Below are 20,769 nucleotides of genomic sequence, written 5' to 3'. Positions count from 1 at the left end.
CATGCAAGCCAATCAACTACCCATGCAACGCGGCTGGGGCTGGCTGCGCGACGGCCTGACGCTGTGGTGGCGCAGCCCTGCGCTGCTCAGCTTTCTGGCCTTCGGCTATCTGCTGGTGTTGCTGGTGATCAGTATCTTCCCCTTGATCGGGCAGCCGATCGCATCGCTGCTGATGCCGGTCCTGTCGGTCGGCGTGCTCAATGGCTGCCGTGCCATCGACGACGGCCGCAAAGTCGGGCCGGAGGTGCTGTTTTCCGGCTTCAAGAGCAATGTCCAGAGTCTGGTTACGATCGGCGGCATTTACCTCATCGCCAGCCTGCTGGTACTGGTGCTCACTTCGCTCGTCGATGGCGGCGGCCTGCTCACGGCGATGACCGGCGGCAAGATCGACGAGGACACCGCGATCGATCCGTCCTTCACCGCGGCGCTGCTGCTCGCCATCGTCCTGTCCACCCCGGTGGTGATGGCTTACTGGTTTGCCCCGCTGCTCGCCGGCTGGTGGAAAATCACTGCACCGAAGGCCATGTTCTTCAGCTTCTTCGCCTGCCTGCGCAACTGGCGTCCGTTTCTTGCCTACGTGATCGGGTTGATCATTTTCGGTGCCATCCTGCCCGGGATCGTCATCGGCGTGGTCGGACTGATCTCGCCCACCCTTGCGACCGTCCTGTCGGTGCCGCTGCCATTGATCCTGATCCCGATCGTGTTTGCGAGCTTCTACACCACCGCGCGCGATGTGTTCGGCTTACCCGAAGATGCCGTCAGCATCCTGTAATCCGGCCACAAACGGGCCGCTCGGTGTGCTCGGCGGCACCTTCGACCCGATCCACCTCGGCCATCTTCGCCTGGCGGAGGAGGCGTGCGCTGCGCTCGGCCTCGCGCGCGTCAGGTTGATTCCGGCCGGCCAGCCCCCCCATCGGGGCGAACCGGGCTCGACCGCGGAAGACCGCCTGGCGATGGCGCGGCTTGCCATTGCCGGCAACCCGCATCTCGAGGTCGACGATGGCGAGGTGCGCGCGCAGCAGAAGAGCTACACCGTCCTCACCCTCGAACGCCTGCGTGGGGAAATCGGCGCCCACCGTCCGCTCGTGCTGATCCTCGGCGCCGACGCCTTTGAGGGCCTGCCAGGCTGGCACCGCTGGCAGGAGCTGCTCGGGCTCGCACACATCGCGGTGGCCAACCGCCCCGGTCACGCCCCCCACGGCCGTCGCTGGACAAGCACCCTGTCGCCCGCACTCGACGACGCCTGCCGCGACCGCCAGATCACCGATCCGGCCCTGTTGCGCGGCCGCAGCGCCGGCTTCGTGATTCCGTTCGACATGACGCCACTGGCCATCTCGGCTTCACTCATCCGCGATCTGGTCCGTACCGGCACCAGTCCGCGCTATTTGCTGCCCGATTCCGTTCTCGACTATATTGGGTTGCATCACCTCTACGAAAACCACGAATGAACACATCCAAGCTGGAAAAAATCGTCGTCGCCGCACTGGAAGACATCAAGGCGCGCGACATCGAAGTGATCAACACCACCAAGCTCACCGCCCAGTTCGAACGCATCGTCGTCGCCAGCGGCGAATCCAACCGGCAGACCCGGGCGCTGGCGCGCCATGTGCAGGACAAGGTCAAGGAGGCCGGCGGCGCGGTGATCGGGATCGAAGGCGAGGACACCGGCGAATGGGTGCTGGTCGATCTGGGCGACGTCGTCGTCCACATCATGCAGCCCGCCATCCGCAGCCACTACAACCTCGAGGAACTGTGGACCACCACCCCCGCATCCCGGCGCAAGGCGGCCGAAGCCGCACGCGGCGCCGGAGAGTGAATTGAAGCTGTTCGTCGTTGCCGTCGGTCACCGCATGCCCGCCTGGGTGGAAGCCGGTTTCGACGAGTTCGCCCGACGCATGCCGCGCGAACTGCCGCTGCAACTGCTCGAGGTCAAGGCCGAGCCACGGACCTCGGGCAAAACGGTCGAGGCGATGATGGCGGCCGAAGCCGGTCGCATCGAAGCCGTACTGCCGCCGCGCTGCCGCCGCGTCATCCTCGACGAGCGCGGTACCGACCTGAGCAGCGTGGCCCTCGCCCGCCGCCTGGAAGAGTGGCAGGCCGAGGGGCAGGATGTCGCCCTGATCGTCGGCGGGCCGGACGGGTTGTCGCCCGGGTTCAAGGCCGGCGCCAGCGAGGCGGTGCGCCTGTCCAGCCTGACCCTGCCCCACGCCCTCGTTCGCCCCCTGCTCGCGGAGGCAATCTATCGGGCCTGGAGCATTACCAAAAACCACCCCTACCACCGCGAATGAGCGGTCTCCCCGGAACAGCGCAATGTCTGCCATTCAGCCCCGCATCTACCTCGCCTCCAAGAGCCCGCGTCGCCGCGACCTGTTGCGCCAGATCGGCGTGCAGTTCGACGTGCTGACCTTTCGTGGCGGCGAGCGTGGCGAGGACGCCGACGTGGACGAAACCCCGGTGGACGGGGAGGACGTCGCGCGCTATGTCGAACGCCTCGCACTGACCAAGGCCGAAGCCGGCGTACGCCGGATCCTGTGGCGCAAGCTGCCGCGCCAGCCGGTGCTGGCCGCCGACACCACGCTCGAGGTCGACGGCGAGATCGTCGGCAAGCCGCGCGATGCCGACGACGCCCGCACCATCCTGCAGCGCCTGTCGGGGCGCAAACACCGGGTACTGACCGCGGTCGCAATCAGTGACGGCACGCGCACCCGCTGTCGCGTATCGAGCAGCGAAGTCAGCTTTCGCGCGCTCACCGAGGACGACATCCGGCGCTACATCGTTTCCGGCGAGCCGATGGACAAGGCCGGGGCCTACGGCATCCAGGGCCGGGCAGCGATGTTCGTCGACGAGATCCGCGGCAGCTACTCCGGAATCATGGGCCTGCCCTTGTTCGAAACTGCGCAACTACTGGAGGTCTTCGGCTACTCTCTGTAGCGCGGGAGGCGGGCTCCGCACCCGCCTGCGCGCCGTCCGCGGCCGACTCCGCAAACCGGTTCCTGGCCGATGAGCCATGCGCAATGACAGCGGTCCGCGCTGTCATTGCGCATTTCCCATTGCGTTGGATCCATCATGAGCATCGAATTCCTGATCAACTTCACCCCGCAGGAGACGCGGGTTGCGATCGTCGAACAGGGTGTCGTGCAGGAACTGCACGTCGAGCGCACCTCCAGCCGCGGCATCGTCGGCAATGTCTACCTGGGCAAGGTCGTCCGTGTGCTGCCCGGGATGCAGTCGGCCTTCATCGAAATCGGTCTCGAGCGTACCGCCTTCCTCCATGTGGCCGATATCTGGAGCGATCGCCAGCACGGCGAGGTGGCGAAGCCGATCGAGAAGATTCTGGCCGAGGGCCAGAACCTGTTGGTGCAGGTCCTGAAGGACCCGCTCGGCACCAAGGGCGCCCGGCTGTCCACCCAGGTCAGTCTGGCGGGGCGCCTGCTCGTCTATCTGCCGCAGGAAAAGCACATCGGCATCTCGCAGCGTATCGAGGACGAATCCGAGCGCGAACTGCTGCGCGAGCGCCTGACCCGGCTGGTGCCCGACGACGAGCCCGGCGGCTTCATCGTCCGCACCATGGCCGAATCCGCCACCGACGAGGAACTCGCCGCCGACATCGCCTACCTGCGCAAGCTGTGGCGCGAGATCGGCAACACCACCGTCGGCGCCTTTCCGCCGCGCCTGCTGCACGAGGATCTCGGCCTCGGCCAGCGTACCCTGCGCGACCTGGCCAACGACGAGACCACGCGTATCCGCGTCGATTCGCGGGAGAACTTCCAGAAGCTCACCGCCTTCGCCGCCGAATACACCCCCAAGGTATTGCCACTGCTCGAGCACTACACCGGCGAGCGGCCACTGTTCGACCTGTTCAACGTCGAAGAGGAGATCCAGAAGGCGCTCGCCCGCCGCGTCGATCTCAAGTCGGGCGGCTACCTGATCATCGACCAGACCGAGGCGATGACCACGGTGGATGTGAACACCGGCGGCTTCGTCGGCGCACGCAATTTCGACGACACCATTTTCAAGACCAACCTCGAAGCGACCCAGACCATCGCCCGCCAGCTGCGCCTGCGCAACCTCGGCGGTATCATCATCATCGACTTTATCGACATGGAAAACACCGAACACCGCGAGATGGTGCTCGACGAATTCCGCAAGGCGCTGGCCCGCGATCACACCAAGATGAGCATCAACGGCTTCACCGCGCTGGGGCTGGTGGAGATGACCCGCAAGCGCACCCGCGAATCGCTCGCCCACCTGCTGTGCGAAACCTGCCCCACCTGCGGTGGCCGCGGCGAGGTCAAGACCGCGCGCACGGTGTGCTACGAGATCCTGCGCGAGCTGCTGCGCGAGGCCCGCCAGTTCAATGCCCGGGAATTCCGCGTGCTCGCCGCCCCGAACGTGATCGATCTGTTCCTCGACGAGGAGAGCCAGTCGCTGGCGATGCTCTCCGACTTCATCGGCAAGAAGGTCTCGCTCCACCCGGAAGCGAGCTACAACCAGGAACAATTCGATATCGTGCTGCTTTGACTCCGTGAACCGCGACGCCCCGACCACGATGGCTCCGGCAGAACCCGGCCCCGGCCGCCACCGCAATCCGCTGGCGTGCTATTTTGCCGCCACCCGCCCCGCCTTCCTGTCAGTGACGCTGGTGGCCTGCCTGATCGGGCTCGCGACCGCGCATGGCAGCGGGGTGGCGGTCGACGTCCTCACCGCGGCGGTCACCGTGCTGTTCGCCCTGGTCGCGCACGCCGGCGGCAACGTGATCAACGATTACCACGATGCCGTCAGCGGTGCCGACGCCGCCAACACGCAGCGGATCTTCCCGTTTACCGGCGGCAGCCGCTTCATCCAGAACGGCGTGCTGAGCAAGCGTCAGACCGCTGTGTTCGGCTATGCCATGCTCGCGGCGGTCATCCCCGCCGGCCTGTGGCTGAGCTGGCACAGCGGCCCCGGGCTGCTCGCGATCGGCCTCGCCGGATTGTTTGCCGGCTGGGCCTACTCCGCGCCGCCGCTGGCCCTGGTCAGCCGCGGTCTGGGCGAGGCGGTCATCGCCGTCGGCTGGCTGCTGGTGGTGGTCGGGACCGATTATGTACAACGCGGCAGCTTCAGCGTGGTGCCGCTTGCAGCCGGCGGGTCGTACGCGCTGCTGGTGGCCAACCTGCTGTTCATCAACCAGTTCCCCGACCACCGCGGCGATGCTGCCGCGGGAAAACGGACGCTGGTGGTACGGCTCGGCCCCGAGGTGGCGAAATGGGGTTACCTGCTGATCGCCATCGTCGCGTATGGATGGCTGGTCTCGATGGTGACCCTCTACCTGCTCCCGCAACATGCAGCAGCCGCCGCCATCACCTTGGTGTTGTCCTTCCCCGCCGCACGCGAGCTGATCGCGGACGCGAGCGCACCGGCCGAACTGGCCACGCCGATCAAGCGCACCATTCTCGCCGCCAACTTGCACGGCCTGCTCCTCGCCGCCGGCCTCGCTTTCGGGCGCTGGCCGTGAACAAGACCGACCGACCGCCTTCTCCCGTCACTTCCCACTTGCAGGCACCCCTCTCATGATCGGACGCATCACCGGCATCCTGCTGGAAAAGAATCCGCCCCAGATCCTGATCGATGCCAACGGCGTCGGTTACGAGCTCGACGTGCCGATGAGCACCTTCTACAACCTGCCCGCCACCGGCGAGCGGCTCAGCCTGCACACCCATTTTGCGGTGCGCGAGGACGGCCACTTCCTGTACGGCTTTGCCACCAACGAAGAGCGCACCGCGTTCCGCCAGTTGCTCAAGGTCTCCGGCATCGGCGCGCGAATGGCGCTCGCCGTGCTGTCGGGGCTGTCGGTCAGCGATCTCGCCCAGGCCATCGCGCTGCAGGAAGCCGGCCGTCTGGTGAAGATTCCCGGCATCGGCAAAAAGACGGCCGAACGTCTGCTGCTCGAACTGCGCGACAAACTGGGCAAGGCCCTGCCCCAGACCAGCGGCATCCGTCTCGCCACCGCCGCCGGCATCGTGCCGGACGCGAAGAGCGACATCCTCAATGCATTGCTGGCGCTCGGCTACAACGAGCGCGAGGCCCTCGGTGCGATGAAGGGCCTGGCCGAGGAGGTCGGGGTTTCCGACGGCATCCGCGCGGCCCTCAAGCTGCTGTCGAAGGCCTGAGCATTGCCCCGGACAGTCTGTCGCCAAGCCGCTAAACTCACGCCATGATCGAAACCGACAAGCTCCATGCCGCCGGCCCCGACCGGCTGATCTCCGCACACCCGACCGACCGTCAGGAGGACGCGGTCGAGCGCGCCCTGCGCCCCAAGCGGCTGGCGGAATATGTAGGCCAGGTGAAGATCCGCGAGCAGCTCGAGATCTTCATCGAGGCCGCCCGCAACCGCAAGGAGGCCCTCGACCACGTCCTGCTGTTCGGTCCGCCCGGGCTGGGCAAGACCACGCTGGCGCACATCGTGGCCGCCGAAATGGGGGTCAATCTGCGCCAGACCTCGGGGCCGGTGCTCGAACGTGCCGGCGATCTCGCCGCGCTGCTGACCAACCTCGAGCCGCACGACGTGCTGTTCATCGACGAGATCCACCGCCTGTCACCGGTGGTGGAGGAGATCCTCTACCCCGCGCTGGAGGATTTCCAGATCGACATCATGATCGGTGAGGGGCCGGCCGCGCGTTCGGTCAAGCTCGATCTGCCACCCTTCACCCTGGTCGGCGCGACCACCCGGGCGGGCATGCTGACCAATCCGCTGCGCGACCGCTTCGGTATCGTGTCGCGACTCGAGTTCTATACCGCGGACGAGCTGGCCTATATCGTCGGGCGCTCGGCACGCTTGCTCAACGTCAGCATCGACGATGCCGGCGCGCTCGAGATCGCCCGCCGCGCGCGCGGCACGCCGCGCATCGCCAACCGCCTGCTGCGCCGGGTGCGCGACTACGCCGAGGTGAAGGCGGGCGGCAAGATCACCAACGCGGTCGCCGATGCGGCGCTGGTCATGCTCGACGTCGACGTGCTCGGGCTCGACCTGATGGACCGCAAGCTGCTGTCTGCAATGCTGGAGAAGTTCGGTGGCGGCCCGGTGGGGCTGGACAACATCGCCGCGGCCATCGGCGAATCCTCGGACACCATCGAGGACGTGATCGAGCCCTATCTGATCCAGCAGGGCTACCTGCAGCGCACCCCGCGCGGACGCATGGCCTCGCACTCGATCTGGCAGCATTTCGGACTGGCCTCGCCAAGGGCGGGGGCGAGCGACCTGTTCGGACAATAGGCGCCGATCGCGGCGGCGACCGATGCGCACCTTTCAGGTTCTGATGCTCACCCTGTGCCTCGTTGGGGGCCTGCACCTGGTGCTGCAGGCGCCCGAGTTCTTCATGCCCGCCCGCGGCGATCCCGCGCTCGGTCGCCAGTTCGATGCCCTCGCCTCGCGCATGCTCGGCGGCGGTTTGCTCGCCACCGCCGCGCTGGCGCTGATCTTCCTGCGCCATCACTACTATTCGCTCGAACGCCATCTGCCAGCGCCGCGCGTGCAGCGCCTTTATTTCGCCCTGGTCGTGGTGGCGCTCGGACTGATCACGCTGGCATTCAATCTGGCCGAACCCGGCCCCAATCCCGAGCACGCCCCGGCGCGACAACGCGCGCAGTAAACGTCGCCCCGGGCGTCGGCCGACTCAGCCGATCTGCACCGCCAGCCCCTTCAGGTACTCGCCTTCGGGCACCGCCAGCCCCACCGGATGGTCCGGCGCAGCGGACAAGCGGTGCAGGATGCGCGCATCCACTCCGGCATCGCTCGCCGCGCTGGCAACGATCTTCTGGAACATCTCGAGGCCGATGCCGCCCGAGCACGAGTAGGTCATCAGGATTCCGCCCGGAGCGAGCAGGCGGAAGCCGAACAGATTGATGTCCTTGTAGGCCCGCGATGCGCGCTCGGCATGGGCGGCAGACGGCGCGAACTTGGGCGGATCGAGAATGATCAGATCGAAGCTGCGCTCTTCGGCACGCAGCGCACGCAGCGCTTCGAACACGTCGTCCTCGCGCCACTCGGCACGGGCGGCATCGAGTTGCGGATTGTGGTCGAGATTGCGCGCCGCGGCCGCCAGCGCCGGCCCCGAGGAATCGATCGACAACACGCTGGTCGCGCCGCCCGCCAATGCCTGCAGCGAGAACCCGCCGGTGTAGCAGAAGCAGTTGAGCACCCGACGCCCACGGGCAAGCTCGCCGGTGAGCCTGCGATTGTCGCGCTGGTCGAGATAGAAGCCGGTCTTGTGACCGCCCACCACGTCGACCTCCATGCGCACCCCGTTTTCGCTGATCAGCAGCGTCCCGTCGGGCAACTCGCCGAAGGCGCAACCGGTGCGTGGCTCCAGCCCCTCGAGGCGGCGCACATCGGAGTCGGAGCGCTCATACACCGCGGCGCATCCGGTCGCCTGCACCAGGCCGGCCACGATCGCGTCGCGCCACTTCTCGGCACCGGCACTGGTGAGCTGAAGCACCACCACCGCGCCGTAACGGTCGGCGATCACCCCCGGCAACCCGTCCGACTCGCCATGGATGAGGCGCTGGCCGTCCTGCGCGGCGAGCATCGGATGGGTGGCGCGTCGGGCAACCGACTCGCCGACCCGGCGCTTGAAGAAGGCATGGTCGATCGCGGTATCGCCGTCGAAACACCACACCCGGGCCCGGATCTGCGACTCGGGCGACCAGGCCGCACGCGCCAGCACCTCACCGTTGGCCGCGACCACGTCGACGGTGTCCCCCGGACGCGCCCTGCCCTCGAGGCGCTCGACCGAACCGGCAAAGATCCACGGGTGACGGCGCAGAACGGTACGTTCCCTACCGGGAGTCAGGTGCAGGCGAGCCATGAGGAGAGAGTCCGGCAAAAGGGCGCCAAGTTTAGCCGCTCCTTGCGCCTGTGTGCCAGAACCGGGCGCAATCAGCCCTCGAGCACCCGCCGGGCACGGTCGGCGGTTTCGATCAGGTCGACGAGTTCACGCGAACTGAGCAATCCGCCGAAGTGGCGAAGCGCATCCGAAGACACATAGAGATGGCCATTGCTGCGCCGCGACACCCAGCCCAGTTCGACCAGCCGCACGATCTTGCGCCGCACCGTCTCCCGCGGCAGGCCGGTGGCCGCCGCAATCGAATAGGCATTGCAGGGCTTGAGCAGGCATTTCTCGTCATCGTCGACGCTGTCCACCGCGCCGATGTTATGCAGCGCAATCTCGCCCAACAGGATGGGCAGAAGGATGTCGCGGTCGAACTCCTCGAACCAGCGCCGCAAATGCCGGATTTCATGCCTCGCGAGCAACAGCGCAACATCCCTGAGGATGCGCTTGCGCTCGGCTGACAACACCGCGGCCTGCTCTGCATCGGCGGCAGAGGTGTTATTGGTGGAGTTGTACTCTGCTGACATTGATGCCCTGCCTCGGCGGCCCCGGCTCACGCAGGACACACGACAGACAAATGATTGTTGTGGAGGCGCGCAGCATAGCCGAAACCCACGGTATTTCAGTATTTCGCGATACCCATAATGGGGAGTGGCGCGCGCCGCCGATTCACCGCCTCGCCGGGCAATTGCTCACTTCTTCGCCCGCGGATGCGCCGCATCGTAGACCTTCGCGAGATGCTGGAAGTCAAGGTGAGTATAGACCTGTGTGCTGCGGATGCTGGCATGCCCCAGCAGCTCCTGCACTGCCCGCAGATCGCCGCTCGACTGCAGGACATGGCTGGCAAAGCTGTGACGCAGCATGTGCGGATGTACATGGAGGCCCAGTCCGGTCGCCCGGGCACGCACCGCAAGCCGGCTGCGCACCGCACCCTGGCTCATCGGATTACCGACACGGGTCACGAACAGGGCCGTGCTCATGGCCGCCCCGGGAACCTGTGCGCGCACGGCCAGCCACGCCCGAATCGCCTCCAGCGCCTTGCTGCCGACCGGTACCGTGCGCGTCTTGCCGCGCTTGCCGCGTACCGTGACCATTCCCTCGACCAGATCCAGCCCGCCCCCGACTTCGAGGGCGGTGAGTTCCGCCAGCCGCAGTCCGGAGGAGTAGAACAGCTCGAACATCGCGAGGTCGCGCACCTCGAGCAAGCTCTCCGTCGCGCCGTCGAGCAGCAGTCCGGCCTGATCCGGGGACAATACCCGCGGCAGGTTGGCGGGCGATTTCGGCGCGCGTATGCCATCGACCGGATTGTGCCGCAGGCCGTGGTGACGGATCAGCCACCGATAAAGACCGCGCCAGGCCGACAGGCAGCGCGCGATCGAGCGTCCGCCCAGGCCCTCTCCATGCATACGGCCGACGAAACGGCGGAGCTCGGTCGCCGTCAGCGTGGCCGGATCGCGCCCATCGGCGAGCCGCTGCAGTCGTTGCAGATCGCGGCGGTAGTTCTCCAGCGTCAGCGCCGCCGCGCGGCGCTGGGTCGCCAGCCAGTCGAGATAGCCATCCATCCAGACCGGCACGCTGTCTGCTGCGGGCACGGCGGGCATGAGCCTCAACCGATTTCGCCGAGCAATGCCGCCGCGGCCAAGTCGCCGATACGGCCGAGGTAAAGGGTGCCCATCTCCGGATAGAAGCGTTCGGGTTCCTCGCTGCCCAGGGCCAACAGGCCGATCACCTGGGCCTGGCGGCGCAGCGGCATCAGCGCCACCGAGCGCACGTGCGGCGCCGACTCGCCGAACCAGCCGAGCACCTCGATATTGCCCGGCGCGCCGCAGTACGGATGGCGCAGGTCGCCGGCAAACAGCCGCACGCCCTCGCCGACCGGCGCAAAGTCCTCCTCGCTGCGCGCCAGCACGCTGTTCCAGATCCGCAGCGCCACGTGAGGCACGGAAAAATCCTCCTGCATGCTGGAGAACAGTGCGTGGCGCACGCCCTCATAGCCGTGGGCTTCGAGCAGCGCGAGCGCGAAACGGTGCACCTTCTCGCTGATCTCGTCGTTCTCCTCACCGAAGCGAATCAGCTCGGCGAGCTTGAGTTCGAGCTGGCGGATCTTGTCGCGCAGCGCATGGAGCTGACGCTCGGCGAGCGAGATCGCCTGTCCGCCATGCTGAGGGTGCGGGACGGTGAGTTCGGTAAACAGTTCGCCGTGATCGGACAGAAAACTGGGGTGGTCGCGCAGATAGCGGGCGACATCATCGGCATTCATCGGCTATGGCTCCTGGCGGGCGTGGGCCCGGTTGAATGGCATTCAGTATCAGGCGAGATCGATCTCGCCCTCGAACACGGTGACCGCCGGACCGGTCATCAGCACCGGCGCTCCCGGACCGGCCCAGGCGATCTCGAGCTCGCCGCCGCGGGTTTCCACCCGTACCGGCGAGGCGACCAGCTCGCGCAGGATGGAGGCCACCACCGCGGCGCAGGCGCCGGTACCGCAGGCCAGCGTCTCGCCGGTGCCGCGCTCGAACACCCGCAGGCGGATGCGATGCGCGTCCATCACCTGTACGAAGCCGGCATTGACCCGTGCCGGGAAACGCGGATGACGCTCGATCAGCGCACCCTGCCGTTCGACCGGCGCGGCATCGACATCGGCCACGATCTGCACCGCATGCGGATTGCCCATCGACACCGCGGTAATCGCCAGCGTTTCGCCGGCCACATCGAGCGGCTGGACGACGGCCGCGGAATCCGACACGAACGGCACGTCCGCCGGGGCCAGCACCGGCACGCCCATGTCGACCGTCACCAGGCCGTCGTCGCGCAGGCGTGGCGCGATGATGCCGGAGCGGGTCTCGACCCGGATATCGGCCTTGGCGGTGAGCTGCTTGTCGTGCACGAAGCGCACGAAGCAGCGCGCGCCATTGCCGCACTGCTCGACCTCGCCGCCATCGGCATTGAAGATCCGGTAGCGGAAGTCGACGCCGGGCTGGGTGGGCGGCTCGACCACCAGCAACTGGTCGCAACCGATCCCGAAGTGGCGGTCGGCGACCGCGCGCACGCGCGCCGGAGTCAGGTCCACCGGTTCGCGGGTGGCGTCGATCACGACGAAATCGTTGCCGAGGCCGTGCATCTTGGTAAAGCGCAGTTTCATGGGAGCTCGCTGCAATGCGGAAAACGTGCCCGGATTCTCCCCCAGCGCCCGGGTATCGTCCAGCACGCTGCATCGTGCGAGAATCCGGGCCATGAACACGACCAACGCTGCCGCCCGCCGCGGACTGCCGCTTGCCACCTGGCTGCTCGGCATCCCCGGCATCGCCTGCCTGGTCGCCGGCCTGATCCTGATCGTCGGCGATCCGGGTAACCTGCATCCGATCCTGGCGGAAGCCGGCACCGGCATCGTGCTTGTCGTATCGGCCATTGCGCTGCTCGGCAGCGCCGCGTTTGCGCTGGTGTTGCAGCGCCTCGCCGCGGCCGACCCCGACCCCGACCGCCACGGTCAATAGGGCCGCGCCTCGCCCTCGGGTCTGGTCTTGAAGCGGCGGTGCACCCAGTAGTACTGCTCCGGCATGGTACGCACGATCGACTCGATCCATGCATTCATGCGCCGGGTGTCGGCCTCGACATCGGCGGTCGGGAAGTCCGCCCACGGCTCGCCGATGTCGACCACGTAACCCGCGCCACCGGGCAACATTCTCGTCACGCACGGCAGCACCGCCGCCCCCGCCACCCTCGCCAGCCGCGACAGTCCGGTGATGGTGGCCGCCGGCACGCCGAAGAAAGGCACGAAGATCGCATCCTTGCGCCCGTAATCCATGTCCGGCAGGTAATAGAAAGGGCGTCCGGACTTCATCGCCTTCACCGTTCCACGCACCCCGTCCTGGCGGGCCAGCAACAACTGATCGCCGAAACGGCTGCGACCGTGAAACAGCCAGCGGTCGAGCACCGGGTTCTTCTTCTGCTTCGCGTAGATGCTGACCACATCGAAGCTCATCGTCACCCGCGTGCCGCCCATATCGAGCCCGACAAAATGGGGCGCCAGCAGGATCACCGGCGTACCCGCGGCCTGCAGGGCGTGCACCCGGTCCGCACCGTCGATGCGCACCAGGCGCTCGAGCCGTTCGCGGCTTCCCCACCATAGCAGGCCGCGCTCCAGCAGGCTGCGGCCCACGCAGCGGAAATGCCGACGGGCCAGCCGTCGCCATTGCGCCACCGTCAGCTCCGGAAAGCACAGCCGCAGATTGGTCATCACCACCCGGCGGCGCGGCAGCGCGAACACGTACAGCACCATCCCGAGCGCCTGTCCGAGCGGAGCGAGCACGGTCAGCGGCAGCCAGTGCAGCAGCCAGAATACGGCCACGCCGATACGACTGGTCACGCCTCACGCTCCACACCCGCCAGCCGCACGGCGCGCGGCTTCTTGTATCGGTTGTAGCCCCACATGTACTGCCCCGGACACTGCAGGATCATGCGCTCGAGCTCGCGGTTCATGGTTGCACAACGGGCCTCGATATCGCCGACCAGCGGCTCGCTCGGCGCAAACAGCCGGAACACGAATCCTCGTCCGTGCGGCAGGCGCTCGGCCCAGCAATAGATCACATGCACGTTCCTGACCTCCGCCAGCCGCGCCGCCAGCGTCATCGTCCATGCCGGGCGGCCGAAGAAGTCGATCCACGCCCCCTCGCCCGCCCCCGGAACCTGATCGGGCAACATGCCGATGGCCTCACGATTGCGCAGGGTCTTGACCAGGGTGCGCACCCCCGCCAGGTCGGCCGGCGCGGTTCGCATCCGACCGCGCACCCGCCCCGCCTGCATCAGCGGTTCGAGCGCGGCGTTTCGCGGTGGGCGATAGAGCACGGTGATGGGCGCATGGGACGCATAGTACTGTGCGGTGATCTCGAAACACCCCAGATGGGGGGTCATGAACAGGATGCCCGCACCTTCCCGGTGTGCGGCCTCGGCGAGCTCCCAGCCCTCGACCCGAACCACCTTCGCCACCACCTCGTCCGCCGGTCTCAGCCACAGCCATGGCAACTCCAGGGCCTGCTTGCCGGCTTCCTCGATGGCCATGCGCAACAATGCCCGGTCGGCCCCGCCCACGGCCTGGGCCAGATGACGGCGCAGGCGGCGGCGATAGCCCGGCGACAGGCCATAAACGAACCAGCCCGCCCAGCCCCCCAGGCGATGCAGCCAGGAAAGCGGGAAGCGGGCAAGCAGCCTGAACAGAAATTTGAGGAACACGGTCAACTTTGATCGGTCTTGCCCCCCGGAGGGGTTTGACCTGAAAGAATCGAAGCCTATAATTGTGCCTCAGCCGCCGAGTTAACTCGACAACTTGCAGGGCGGCCTTCACCGCACACGTGATCCATAAATACTGCTAAAGCGTCGGCTGCTCGATGAAATCCCCGGAGCTGGCCGCAACGCCAAAGCAACGGGGATTTTTGTTTTTCTGGAGCAGAACATGACCAAAGAATTTCTCTTCACCTCGGAATCCGTTTCCGAAGGCCATCCCGACAAGGTCGCCGACCAGGTTTCCGACGGCGTGCTCGACGATATCCTGGCGGCAGACCCGCATGCACGGGTTGCCTGCGAGACCCTGGTGTCCACCGGTCTCATTGTGATCTCGGGCGAAATCACCACCAGTGCCCACCCCAATTACCGCCAGATTGCGCAGGATGTGGTGCGCCGTATCGGCTACGACAGCTCCGACATCGGTTTCGACTACAAGTCGTGCGCCATTCTTACCGCGATCAACCGTCAGTCACCCGATATTGCGCAGGGCGTGAATGAAGGCGAAGGACTCGACCTCGACCAGGGCGCCGGCGACCAGGGACTGATGTTCGGCTACGCCTGCAACGAAACCCCCAGCCTGATGCCGCTGCCGATCTACTACGCCCACCGCATCATGCAGCGCCAGGCCGAAGTGCGTAAGGACGGCCGCCTGCCATGGCTGCGCCCGGACGCCAAGAGCCAGCTCACGGTGAAGTATGTCGACGGCAAGCCGGTGGCGATCGACACCGTGGTGGTGTCCACCCAGCACAGCCCCGACGTGTCCCACGCGCAGCTTTCCGAAGCGGTGATCGAAGAGGTGATCAAGCCGGTATTGCCGAAGGAACTGCTGCAGGGCGAGGTGCGCTATCTGATCAATCCGACCGGCCGCTTCGTCATCGGCGGCCCGCACGGCGACTGCGGCCTGACCGGACGCAAGATCATCGTCGACACCTATGGCGGTGCCGCCCACCACGGCGGCGGTGCGTTTTCGGGCAAGGATCCGTCCAAGGTCGACCGCTCGGCCGCCTATGCCGGTCGTTATGTGGCCAAGAACATCGTCGCCGCGGGACTTGCCGACCGCTGCGAAGTGCAGGTCGCCTATGCGATCGGGGTCGCCAAGCCGGTGTCACTGATGGTGAGCACCTTCGGCACCGGCCGGATCAGCGACGACCGGATCGTGGATCTGATCCGTGCCCACTTCGACCTGCGCCCCAAGGCCATCATCCAGACCCTGAACCTGCTCCGCCCGATCTACTCCAAGACCGCAGCCTACGGTCACTTCGGCCGCGACGAACCGGAGTTCACCTGGGAACAGACCGACAAGGCCGCCGCGCTGCGCGCCGACGCCGGACTCTGACCCCGTACGGGCGTCGGCAAGGGCCCGGCGCCCGGCGTATCGACCGGCTTCCCCGCGTGCAGCGGGGAACCAGCGCGGCTCATCGAACTCATAGCACGCTGAATCCGCATTCCACTTTCTTGTGCCGTTCTCCCCATGCTCCAGCAAGCCCTGTTGTTCGCCCTCGGTCTGATCACCCTCGTCATCGGCGCCGAAGGACTGGTCCGCGGCGCATCCCGCCTCGCGGTCTCGTTCGGAATCGCGCCGCTGGTGGTCGGCCTCACCGTGGTCGCATTCGGCACCAGCGCGCCGGAAATGGCGGTATCGGTCGGCTCCGCGCTCAATGGCAACCCGGACATTGCGATCGGCAACGTCGTCGGCAGCAATATCGCCAACGTCCTGCTGATTCTCGGCATTGCAGCCATCATTGCACCGTTGCTGGTCGCCGAACAGATCATCCGCCAGGAGATTCCGATCATGATCGGCGCCTCGGTGCTGCTCGTGGTGATGGCGCTCGACGGCTCGATCGGCCGGCTGGAGGCCTTCGCGCTGGTCATGCTGGTGATCGCCTACACCGTCTTCCTGATACGGCAATCGCGCACCGCATCGAAGGCGATCGAGGATGAGTTCGCCAGCGAGATCCCCACCTCGACCTGGGACCGCCACTGGGCCACACAGACGCTGTTGGTGATCGCGGGATTGGGGATGCTGGTGCTCGGTGCCGACTGGCTGGTCAGTGCGGCAGTCTCGTTTGCGCGCGCGTTCGGCGTCAGCGATCTGGTGATCGGCCTGACCGTGGTGGCAATCGGCACCTCGATGCCGGAGATCGCGACCTCCATCGTCGCCGCATTGCGCGGTCAGCGCGACATTGCGGTCGGCAATGTGGTGGGCAGCAACGTGTTCAACATCTGCGCGGTGCTCGGCGTGACCGGCCTGATCGCGCCGGGCGGCTTGCCGGTCTCGGAGGCCGCACGCAATTTCGATCTGTGGGTGATGCTTGCAGTGGCCTTCGCCTGCCTGCCGATCCTGATCACCGGCCGCGAGATTGCACGCTGGGAAGGCGGCATTTTCCTTGCCTACTACGCGGCCTATACCGCCTGGCTGGTACTGGCCGCGCAGCAACACGCCGGCCTGCAGGCATACTCGGGCGTGATGCTCGGGTATGTGATGCCGCTGACCGTGATCACCCTGGTGGTCAGCATCGTCCGCCACAACGGCAAGGTGGCCGGCAAGCCCGAGTAGACGCCTACTGGAAGCTGGACGCCTTCTCTCCGACCCCCTGCAGGGGGCCGAGCGGGTTGCGGTTGACGCTGACCTCCCTGATTTCCGGCTGCCCCGACCACTGCTTGAACACGACCTTGTCGTCGACCAGTACCAGCAGCGCCTTGAAGCGCCAACCGGTCATCGACGTCTCCCGGCGAAAATTGAGGAAATCGGCCCAGAATCCGCCCACCCGGTTCCGCTTGATCCGCGTCTCCTCGAGCTGATACCCCACGCAGCGGTCCTGGGCCATCATGCAGGCACGGATCCCGGCCGGCAACTCGACACCCGGGACCATGCTGTCCTTGGGCAGCGCGGAGTTCACGATCTCCGAGTAGTTCAGAATCTGGACATTGGGGGTCGATGCCGGGTCGAACCCCAGGCGATGAACGGCGTCACGGTCCGATTCCCCGGGACGGACCGCGTCATAGGCGGATTTCACCTCCTTGAAGTCGCGCCACGGCGAGACGGTTTTCTGATCAGCCTTCGGCAGCAGGCTGGAGCAAGACCCAAGCAGGAGAGCCAGGAGTGCGATCGCGCCGATGCTCTTTTTCATATTCCCCCCTCGTGTTGATGCACCACCAAAAGATTTGATTATTGATTCGATTATTCGACCATTTTGACCGTCGTCACCGTGACGCCGTTCGCAGCCTTCCCCCTTTACTTACGGCTGACGGCATCCGCAAGTAAAGATATAATTCCGATTACCGAGGAGCGCTGCAAGATTCTGTCCCAGGCTCGGTCACTTTGGAACTGCGCTCACCTTTACCCGTGCCGGGCACGGGGTGATCAGGTGAGCCCACCGCACCACCCCTTCCCGGCCACTCGTTCAAGGAAACCGACATGAACTCTGTGGCTGACAGTACCTTTACCGACTACGTGATTGCCGACCTGGCGCTGGCCGCCTGGGGACGCAAGGAAATCCGCATCGCCGAAACCGAGATGCCCGGCCTGATGGCGATCCGCGAGGAATACGCCGCCAGCCAGCCCCTGAAAGGCGCACGCATCACCGGTTCGCTGCATATGACGATCCAGACCGCGGTGCTGATCGAGACCCTCACCGCGCTCGGCGCCGAAGTGCGCTGGGCCTCGTGCAACATCTTCTCGACCCAGGACCACGCCGCCGCCGCGATCGCCGCACAGAGCATCCCGGTGTTCGCGGTCAAGGGCGAGTCGCTGACCGACTACTGGGATTACACCCACCGCATTTTCGAATGGCCGTCCACGGGAAGCGGGGACGTCTACTCGAACATGATCCTCGACGACGGCGGCGACGCGACCCTGCTGCTGCACCTGGGTGCCCGTGCCGAGAACGACATCTCGGTGCTGGCCAAGCCGGGCTCCGAAGAGGAAACCATCCTGTTCGCCGCGATCAAGGCCAAGCTCGCCGTCGATCCGGCCTGGTACTCCACCCGGCTCGCACAGATCAGGGGCGTGACCGAGGAGACCACCACCGGCGTGCATCGCCTGTATCAGATGCACCAGCGCGGCGAGCTCAAGTTCCCGGCGATCAACGTCAACGACTCGGTCACCAAGTCCAAGTTCGACAACCTCTACGGCTGCCGCGAATCGCTGGTCGATGGCATCAAGCGCGCCACAGACGTGATGATCGCCGGCAAGGTCGCGGTGGTGGCCGGCTACGGCGACGTGGGCAAGGGCTCCGCCCAGGCCCTGCGCGCACTGTCGGCCCAGGTCTGGATCACCGAGATCGACCCGATCTGCGCGCTGCAGGCGGCGATGGAAGGTTATCGCGTGGTGACCATGGAATATGCCGCCGACAAGGCCGACATCTTCGTCACCACCACCGGCAACTTCCACGTCATCACCCACGATCACATGGCGGCAATGAAGGACCAGGCCATCGTGTGCAACATCGGCCACTTCGACAACGAGATCGACGTCGCCTCGCTCGAACGGTACGAGTGGGACGAGATCAAGCCGCAGGTCGACCACGTCATCTTCCCCGATGGCAAGCGCATCATCCTGCTGGCCAAGGGTCGGCTGGTGAACCTCGGGTGTGGCACCGGCCATCCGTCCTACGTGATGAGCTCGTCCTTCGCCAACCAGACCATCGCCCAGATCGAGCTGTACTCGCGTACCGCCGACTATCCGGTGGGCGTGTACACGCTGCCCAAGCACCTGGACGAGAAGGTCGCCCGCCTGCAGCTGAAGAAGCTCAACGCCCAGCTCTCCGTGCTGCGCCCCGAGCAGGCAGCCTATATCGGCGTCCCGGTCGAAGGCCCGTACAAGGCCGAGCACTATCGCTATTGATCGAAGGCTCGGGGTGGACTTCCGCGGCAATCCGGTTCAGACCGTGCAGCGGAAGCCCAGTGGCGGACTGGTGGATATCACGTTCGCCGGCCGCCTTCCCGAGCCGACCCGCCACCGATGAAATCCTTCCATCGCCGCAGCAGTCGTCCAGCCCCCGAGCGTCCGGCCACACCGCCGATGGCGCATCGGGTCATGCCGCGTGCCGACCAGTTGCTGGTGCAGCAGGGCCTTGCACCGTCGCGCACCGCTGCGCGCGTGCTGATCGAGGCCGGGCGGGTCAGCTCGGACAGTGGCCCGGTCACCAAACCGGCGCAGGAGCTGCCCGAATCGGCGGTGCTTGCGGTCGTCCCCGACGAAGCCGACCGCTTCGTGTCGCGTGGCGGCCTCAAGCTCGCCGGGGCATTGCGTGTCAGCGGCCTGCAGGTGAATGGGCGGATCTGCCTCGACGTCGGCCAATCCACCGGCGGCTTTTCCGATTGCCTGCTCCAGGCCGGAGCGGCCGGGGTCGTCGGAGTGGAAGTCGGCCACGGCCAGATTCATCCGCGCCTGGCCTCCGATCCGCGTTGCATCACCCTCGAAGGCATCAACGCACGCCATCTGCTTGCGAGCGATCTGGGCACGCACTATCCGCCTGCCGGATTCGATCTGATCGTGTGCGACGCGAGCTTCATCTCGCTGACCCTGCTCCTGCCGCAGTGGCCCGCCCTGTTGGCCGCGAACGGCGACATCCTGGCGCTGGTCAAGCCCCAGTTCGAGGTCGGCGCCAAGGGGCTGGCGAAAGGCGGTATCGTGCGCGACACCTCGCTTTACGCCGATGTGGAAGCCAAACTCAGGGCCGCCGCCGCAGCCTGCGGACTGAAGGTGCACGACTGGTTCGACTCGCCGATCACCGGCACCGACGGCAACCGCGAATTCTTTACCTGGATGCGACATGCACAACACTGAACTCTCGATTGAATTCTTTCCGCCGCAAACCGCGGAAGGCGCCGAAAAACTGCGCACGGTGCGCGCCAAACTGGCCGAACTGAAACCGGCGTTCTTCTCCGTCACCTTTGGCGCGGGCGGCTCGACGCGCGAGCGCACCTTCGCCACGGTCAAGGAGATCGCCGCCAGCGGCAGCGAAGCGGCACCGCACCTGTCCTGCATCGGCTCGACCCGTGAAGGCATCCGCGCGATCCTGCAGGAGTACGCCGACGCCGGCATCCGCCGCATCGTCGCGCTGCGCGGCGATCTGCCGTCCGGGGTGGGCGATGCGGGCGAATTCCGCTACGCCAACGAGCTGGTCGAGTTCATCCGCGCCGAAACCGGCCACCGCTTCCGCCTCGAAGTGGCCGCCTATCCGGAATGGCACCCGCAGGCACGCAGCCCGCAGGACGACCTCATCGCCTTCAAGCGCAAGGCGGATGCCGGCGCCGACTCGGCGATCACCCAGTATTTCTACAATCTCGATGCCTATCTGCACTTCGTCGACTCGGTGCGGGCGATGGGCATCACGATCCCGATCGTGCCGGGCATCATGCCGATTGTGAGCTTCTCCAAGCTCGCCCGCTTCTCCGACGCCTGCGGGGCCGAGATCCCGCGCTGGATGCGCAGGAAACTCGAGGCCTACGGCGACGACGCCGAGTCGATTCGTGCGTTCGGGCTGGATGTGGTCACCGCCATGTGCGACAAGCTCCTGGCCGTCGGCGTGCCCGGACTGCACTTCTACAGCATGAACCAGGCCGGGCTCACGACCGAGATCTGCAAGCGCCTCAAGCTGGCGTGAACGACCGCGGG

Annotated in this window: 24 protein-coding genes and 1 riboswitch; of the genes, 16 read left to right on the top strand and 8 right to left on the bottom strand. The window is 66.3% G+C overall.

Annotated elements, in window-relative coordinates:
• Position 1 precedes the first annotated feature (1 nt).
• From AC3A35_RS02060 to AC3A35_RS02015, 10 genes are all read left to right on the top strand, one after another.
• The gene (locus AC3A35_RS02060) at positions 2–772 is read left to right on the top strand and encodes a BPSS1780 family membrane protein (protein ID WP_487434180.1); all 771 of its coding nucleotides are present in this window, start codon (positions 2–4) and stop codon (positions 770–772) included.
• The gene (gene nadD / locus AC3A35_RS02055) at positions 753–1,448 is read left to right on the top strand and encodes a nicotinate-nucleotide adenylyltransferase (RefSeq protein ID WP_487434178.1); all 696 of its coding nucleotides are present in this window, start codon (positions 753–755) and stop codon (positions 1,446–1,448) included. The genes AC3A35_RS02060 and nadD overlap by 20 nt, the downstream gene beginning before the upstream one ends.
• On the top strand, positions 1,445–1,816 hold the full coding sequence (gene rsfS, locus AC3A35_RS02050; protein WP_487434176.1) for a ribosome silencing factor: 372 nt from the start codon (positions 1,445–1,447) through the stop codon (positions 1,814–1,816). Before nadD ends, rsfS begins: the two co-directional genes overlap by 4 nt.
• 1 nt (position 1,817) lies before the next feature.
• Positions 1,818–2,288 (top strand): 23S rRNA (pseudouridine(1915)-N(3))-methyltransferase RlmH, encoded by a 471-nt coding sequence (rlmH, locus tag AC3A35_RS02045; RefSeq protein ID WP_487434174.1) that lies wholly within the window; start codon positions 1,818–1,820, stop codon positions 2,286–2,288.
• Positions 2,289–2,310: 22 nt separating this feature from the next.
• Positions 2,311–2,931 (top strand): Maf family protein, encoded by a 621-nt coding sequence (locus tag AC3A35_RS02040; protein ID WP_487434172.1) that lies wholly within the window; start codon positions 2,311–2,313, stop codon positions 2,929–2,931.
• A gap of 135 nt (positions 2,932–3,066) precedes the next feature.
• Positions 3,067–4,521 (top strand): ribonuclease G, encoded by a 1,455-nt coding sequence (gene rng, locus AC3A35_RS02035; protein ID WP_487434171.1) that lies wholly within the window; start codon positions 3,067–3,069, stop codon positions 4,519–4,521.
• Positions 4,522–4,549: 28 nt separating this feature from the next.
• Positions 4,550–5,494 carry a UbiA family prenyltransferase gene (locus AC3A35_RS02030; RefSeq protein WP_487434703.1) on the top strand — a complete coding sequence of 315 codons (945 nt, stop codon included), beginning with the start codon at positions 4,550–4,552 and terminating at the stop codon, positions 5,492–5,494.
• 55 nt (positions 5,495–5,549) lie between these two features.
• Complete coding sequence (gene ruvA / locus AC3A35_RS02025; protein ID WP_487434170.1) at positions 5,550–6,149, top strand: Holliday junction branch migration protein RuvA; 600 nt, start codon at positions 5,550–5,552, stop codon at positions 6,147–6,149.
• A 44-nt stretch (positions 6,150–6,193) separates the two neighbouring features.
• Entirely contained in the window at positions 6,194–7,252 is a 1,059-nt protein-coding gene (gene ruvB / locus AC3A35_RS02020) for a Holliday junction branch migration DNA helicase RuvB (RefSeq protein ID WP_487434168.1), read from the top strand.
• Between the two features lie 22 nt (positions 7,253–7,274).
• Positions 7,275–7,628: a hypothetical protein gene (locus tag AC3A35_RS02015; protein ID WP_487434167.1), complete on the top strand. Its 354-nt coding sequence runs from the start codon at positions 7,275–7,277 to the stop codon at positions 7,626–7,628.
• Between the two features lie 24 nt (positions 7,629–7,652).
• On the opposite strand, the gene AC3A35_RS02010 is transcribed toward AC3A35_RS02015, so the two are convergent.
• The 5 genes from AC3A35_RS02010 to dapF form a co-directional block, all read right to left on the bottom strand.
• The gene (locus AC3A35_RS02010) at positions 7,653–8,843 is read right to left on the bottom strand and encodes a class I SAM-dependent rRNA methyltransferase (protein ID WP_487434166.1); all 1,191 of its coding nucleotides are present in this window, start codon (positions 8,841–8,843) and stop codon (positions 7,653–7,655) included.
• Positions 8,844–8,914: 71 nt separating this feature from the next.
• A complete protein-coding gene (locus AC3A35_RS02005; RefSeq protein ID WP_487434164.1) occupies positions 8,915–9,394 on the bottom strand; it encodes a hypothetical protein in 480 nt (159 codons plus the stop codon).
• 165 nt (positions 9,395–9,559) lie between these two features.
• Positions 9,560–10,468, bottom strand: coding sequence for a tyrosine recombinase XerC (locus AC3A35_RS02000; protein ID WP_487434163.1), 909 nt, complete (start codon positions 10,466–10,468; stop codon positions 9,560–9,562).
• Between the two features lie 5 nt (positions 10,469–10,473).
• Positions 10,474–11,127 (bottom strand): DUF484 family protein, encoded by a 654-nt coding sequence (locus AC3A35_RS01995; RefSeq protein WP_487434162.1) that lies wholly within the window; start codon positions 11,125–11,127, stop codon positions 10,474–10,476.
• A gap of 48 nt (positions 11,128–11,175) precedes the next feature.
• Complete coding sequence (gene dapF, locus AC3A35_RS01990) at positions 11,176–12,009, bottom strand: diaminopimelate epimerase (protein WP_487434161.1); 834 nt, start codon at positions 12,007–12,009, stop codon at positions 11,176–11,178.
• A gap of 91 nt (positions 12,010–12,100) precedes the next feature.
• On the opposite strand from dapF, the gene AC3A35_RS01985 reads away from it, so the two are divergent.
• Positions 12,101–12,361: a hypothetical protein gene (locus AC3A35_RS01985; RefSeq protein ID WP_487434160.1), complete on the top strand. Its 261-nt coding sequence runs from the start codon at positions 12,101–12,103 to the stop codon at positions 12,359–12,361.
• On the opposite strand, the gene AC3A35_RS01980 is transcribed toward AC3A35_RS01985, so the two are convergent.
• Both AC3A35_RS01980 and AC3A35_RS01975 read right to left on the bottom strand, forming a co-directional pair.
• Positions 12,355–13,233, bottom strand: coding sequence for a lysophospholipid acyltransferase family protein (locus AC3A35_RS01980; RefSeq protein ID WP_487434159.1), 879 nt, complete (start codon positions 13,231–13,233; stop codon positions 12,355–12,357). The two genes, AC3A35_RS01985 and AC3A35_RS01980, sit on opposite strands and share 7 nt — an antisense overlap.
• Complete coding sequence (locus tag AC3A35_RS01975; RefSeq protein WP_487434157.1) at positions 13,230–14,096, bottom strand: lysophospholipid acyltransferase family protein; 867 nt, start codon at positions 14,094–14,096, stop codon at positions 13,230–13,232. Before AC3A35_RS01975 ends, AC3A35_RS01980 begins: the two co-directional genes overlap by 4 nt.
• A 220-nt stretch (positions 14,097–14,316) precedes the next feature.
• Between AC3A35_RS01975 and metK the strand changes: the two genes are divergently transcribed.
• Positions 14,317–15,483 (top strand): methionine adenosyltransferase, encoded by a 1,167-nt coding sequence (metK, locus tag AC3A35_RS01970; RefSeq protein WP_487434156.1) that lies wholly within the window; start codon positions 14,317–14,319, stop codon positions 15,481–15,483.
• 135 nt (positions 15,484–15,618) lie between these two features.
• Positions 15,619–16,704 (top strand): calcium/sodium antiporter, encoded by a 1,086-nt coding sequence (locus AC3A35_RS01965; protein WP_487434154.1) that lies wholly within the window; start codon positions 15,619–15,621, stop codon positions 16,702–16,704.
• A 4-nt stretch (positions 16,705–16,708) separates the two neighbouring features.
• On the opposite strand, the gene AC3A35_RS01960 is transcribed toward AC3A35_RS01965, so the two are convergent.
• Positions 16,709–17,278: a hypothetical protein gene (locus AC3A35_RS01960; RefSeq protein ID WP_487434153.1), complete on the bottom strand. Its 570-nt coding sequence runs from the start codon at positions 17,276–17,278 to the stop codon at positions 16,709–16,711.
• 147 nt (positions 17,279–17,425) lie between these two features.
• Positions 17,426–17,490: riboswitch (S-adenosyl-L-homocysteine riboswitch) on the top strand.
• A 75-nt stretch (positions 17,491–17,565) separates the two neighbouring features.
• Here AC3A35_RS01960 and ahcY point away from each other — a divergent pair.
• From ahcY to metF, 3 genes are all read left to right on the top strand, one after another.
• Entirely contained in the window at positions 17,566–18,993 is a 1,428-nt protein-coding gene (gene ahcY, locus AC3A35_RS01955) for an adenosylhomocysteinase (RefSeq protein WP_487434152.1), read from the top strand.
• 117 nt (positions 18,994–19,110) lie between these two features.
• The gene (locus AC3A35_RS01950; protein ID WP_487434151.1) at positions 19,111–19,938 is read left to right on the top strand and encodes a TlyA family RNA methyltransferase; all 828 of its coding nucleotides are present in this window, start codon (positions 19,111–19,113) and stop codon (positions 19,936–19,938) included.
• A complete protein-coding gene (gene metF, locus AC3A35_RS01945; RefSeq protein WP_487434149.1) occupies positions 19,925–20,758 on the top strand; it encodes a methylenetetrahydrofolate reductase [NAD(P)H] in 834 nt (277 codons plus the stop codon). The genes AC3A35_RS01950 and metF overlap by 14 nt, the downstream gene beginning before the upstream one ends.
• The last annotated feature ends 11 nt before the right edge of the window (positions 20,759–20,769 follow it).

Source organism: Azoarcus sp. Soil_N_20 (assembly GCF_057656155.1).
This window is presented reverse-complemented; position numbering and strand designations above follow the sequence as displayed.

What these genes read in the sequence shown, in the direction of transcription:
- AC3A35_RS02060 (WP_487434180.1), top strand. Translation starts at nt 2, where the DNA reads ATGCAAGCCAATCAACTACCCATGCAACGCGGCTGGGGCTGGCTGCGC.
- AC3A35_RS02010 (WP_487434166.1), bottom strand. Translation starts at nt 8,843, where the DNA reads ATGGCTCGCCTGCACCTGACTCCCGGTAGGGAACGTACCGTTCTGCGC.
- AC3A35_RS02030 (WP_487434703.1), top strand. Translation starts at nt 4,550, where the DNA reads ATGGCTCCGGCAGAACCCGGCCCCGGCCGCCACCGCAATCCGCTGGCG.
- AC3A35_RS02005 (WP_487434164.1), bottom strand. Translation starts at nt 9,394, where the DNA reads ATGTCAGCAGAGTACAACTCCACCAATAACACCTCTGCCGCCGATGCA.
- ahcY (WP_487434152.1), top strand. Translation starts at nt 17,566, where the DNA reads ATGAACTCTGTGGCTGACAGTACCTTTACCGACTACGTGATTGCCGAC.
- AC3A35_RS01995 (WP_487434162.1), bottom strand. Translation starts at nt 11,127, where the DNA reads ATGAATGCCGATGATGTCGCCCGCTATCTGCGCGACCACCCCAGTTTT.
- AC3A35_RS02015 (WP_487434167.1), top strand. Translation starts at nt 7,275, where the DNA reads ATGCGCACCTTTCAGGTTCTGATGCTCACCCTGTGCCTCGTTGGGGGC.
- AC3A35_RS02000 (WP_487434163.1), bottom strand. Translation starts at nt 10,468, where the DNA reads ATGCCCGCCGTGCCCGCAGCAGACAGCGTGCCGGTCTGGATGGATGGC.
- metF (WP_487434149.1), top strand. Translation starts at nt 19,925, where the DNA reads ATGCACAACACTGAACTCTCGATTGAATTCTTTCCGCCGCAAACCGCG.
- ruvB (WP_487434168.1), top strand. Translation starts at nt 6,194, where the DNA reads ATGATCGAAACCGACAAGCTCCATGCCGCCGGCCCCGACCGGCTGATC.
- metK (WP_487434156.1), top strand. Translation starts at nt 14,317, where the DNA reads ATGACCAAAGAATTTCTCTTCACCTCGGAATCCGTTTCCGAAGGCCAT.
- ruvA (WP_487434170.1), top strand. Translation starts at nt 5,550, where the DNA reads ATGATCGGACGCATCACCGGCATCCTGCTGGAAAAGAATCCGCCCCAG.
- AC3A35_RS02040 (WP_487434172.1), top strand. Translation starts at nt 2,311, where the DNA reads ATGTCTGCCATTCAGCCCCGCATCTACCTCGCCTCCAAGAGCCCGCGT.
- nadD (WP_487434178.1), top strand. Translation starts at nt 753, where the DNA reads ATGCCGTCAGCATCCTGTAATCCGGCCACAAACGGGCCGCTCGGTGTG.
- AC3A35_RS01960 (WP_487434153.1), bottom strand. Translation starts at nt 17,278, where the DNA reads ATGAAAAAGAGCATCGGCGCGATCGCACTCCTGGCTCTCCTGCTTGGG.
- AC3A35_RS01950 (WP_487434151.1), top strand. Translation starts at nt 19,111, where the DNA reads ATGAAATCCTTCCATCGCCGCAGCAGTCGTCCAGCCCCCGAGCGTCCG.
- AC3A35_RS01985 (WP_487434160.1), top strand. Translation starts at nt 12,101, where the DNA reads ATGAACACGACCAACGCTGCCGCCCGCCGCGGACTGCCGCTTGCCACC.
- rng (WP_487434171.1), top strand. Translation starts at nt 3,067, where the DNA reads ATGAGCATCGAATTCCTGATCAACTTCACCCCGCAGGAGACGCGGGTT.
- dapF (WP_487434161.1), bottom strand. Translation starts at nt 12,009, where the DNA reads ATGAAACTGCGCTTTACCAAGATGCACGGCCTCGGCAACGATTTCGTC.
- rsfS (WP_487434176.1), top strand. Translation starts at nt 1,445, where the DNA reads ATGAACACATCCAAGCTGGAAAAAATCGTCGTCGCCGCACTGGAAGAC.
- AC3A35_RS01965 (WP_487434154.1), top strand. Translation starts at nt 15,619, where the DNA reads ATGCTCCAGCAAGCCCTGTTGTTCGCCCTCGGTCTGATCACCCTCGTC.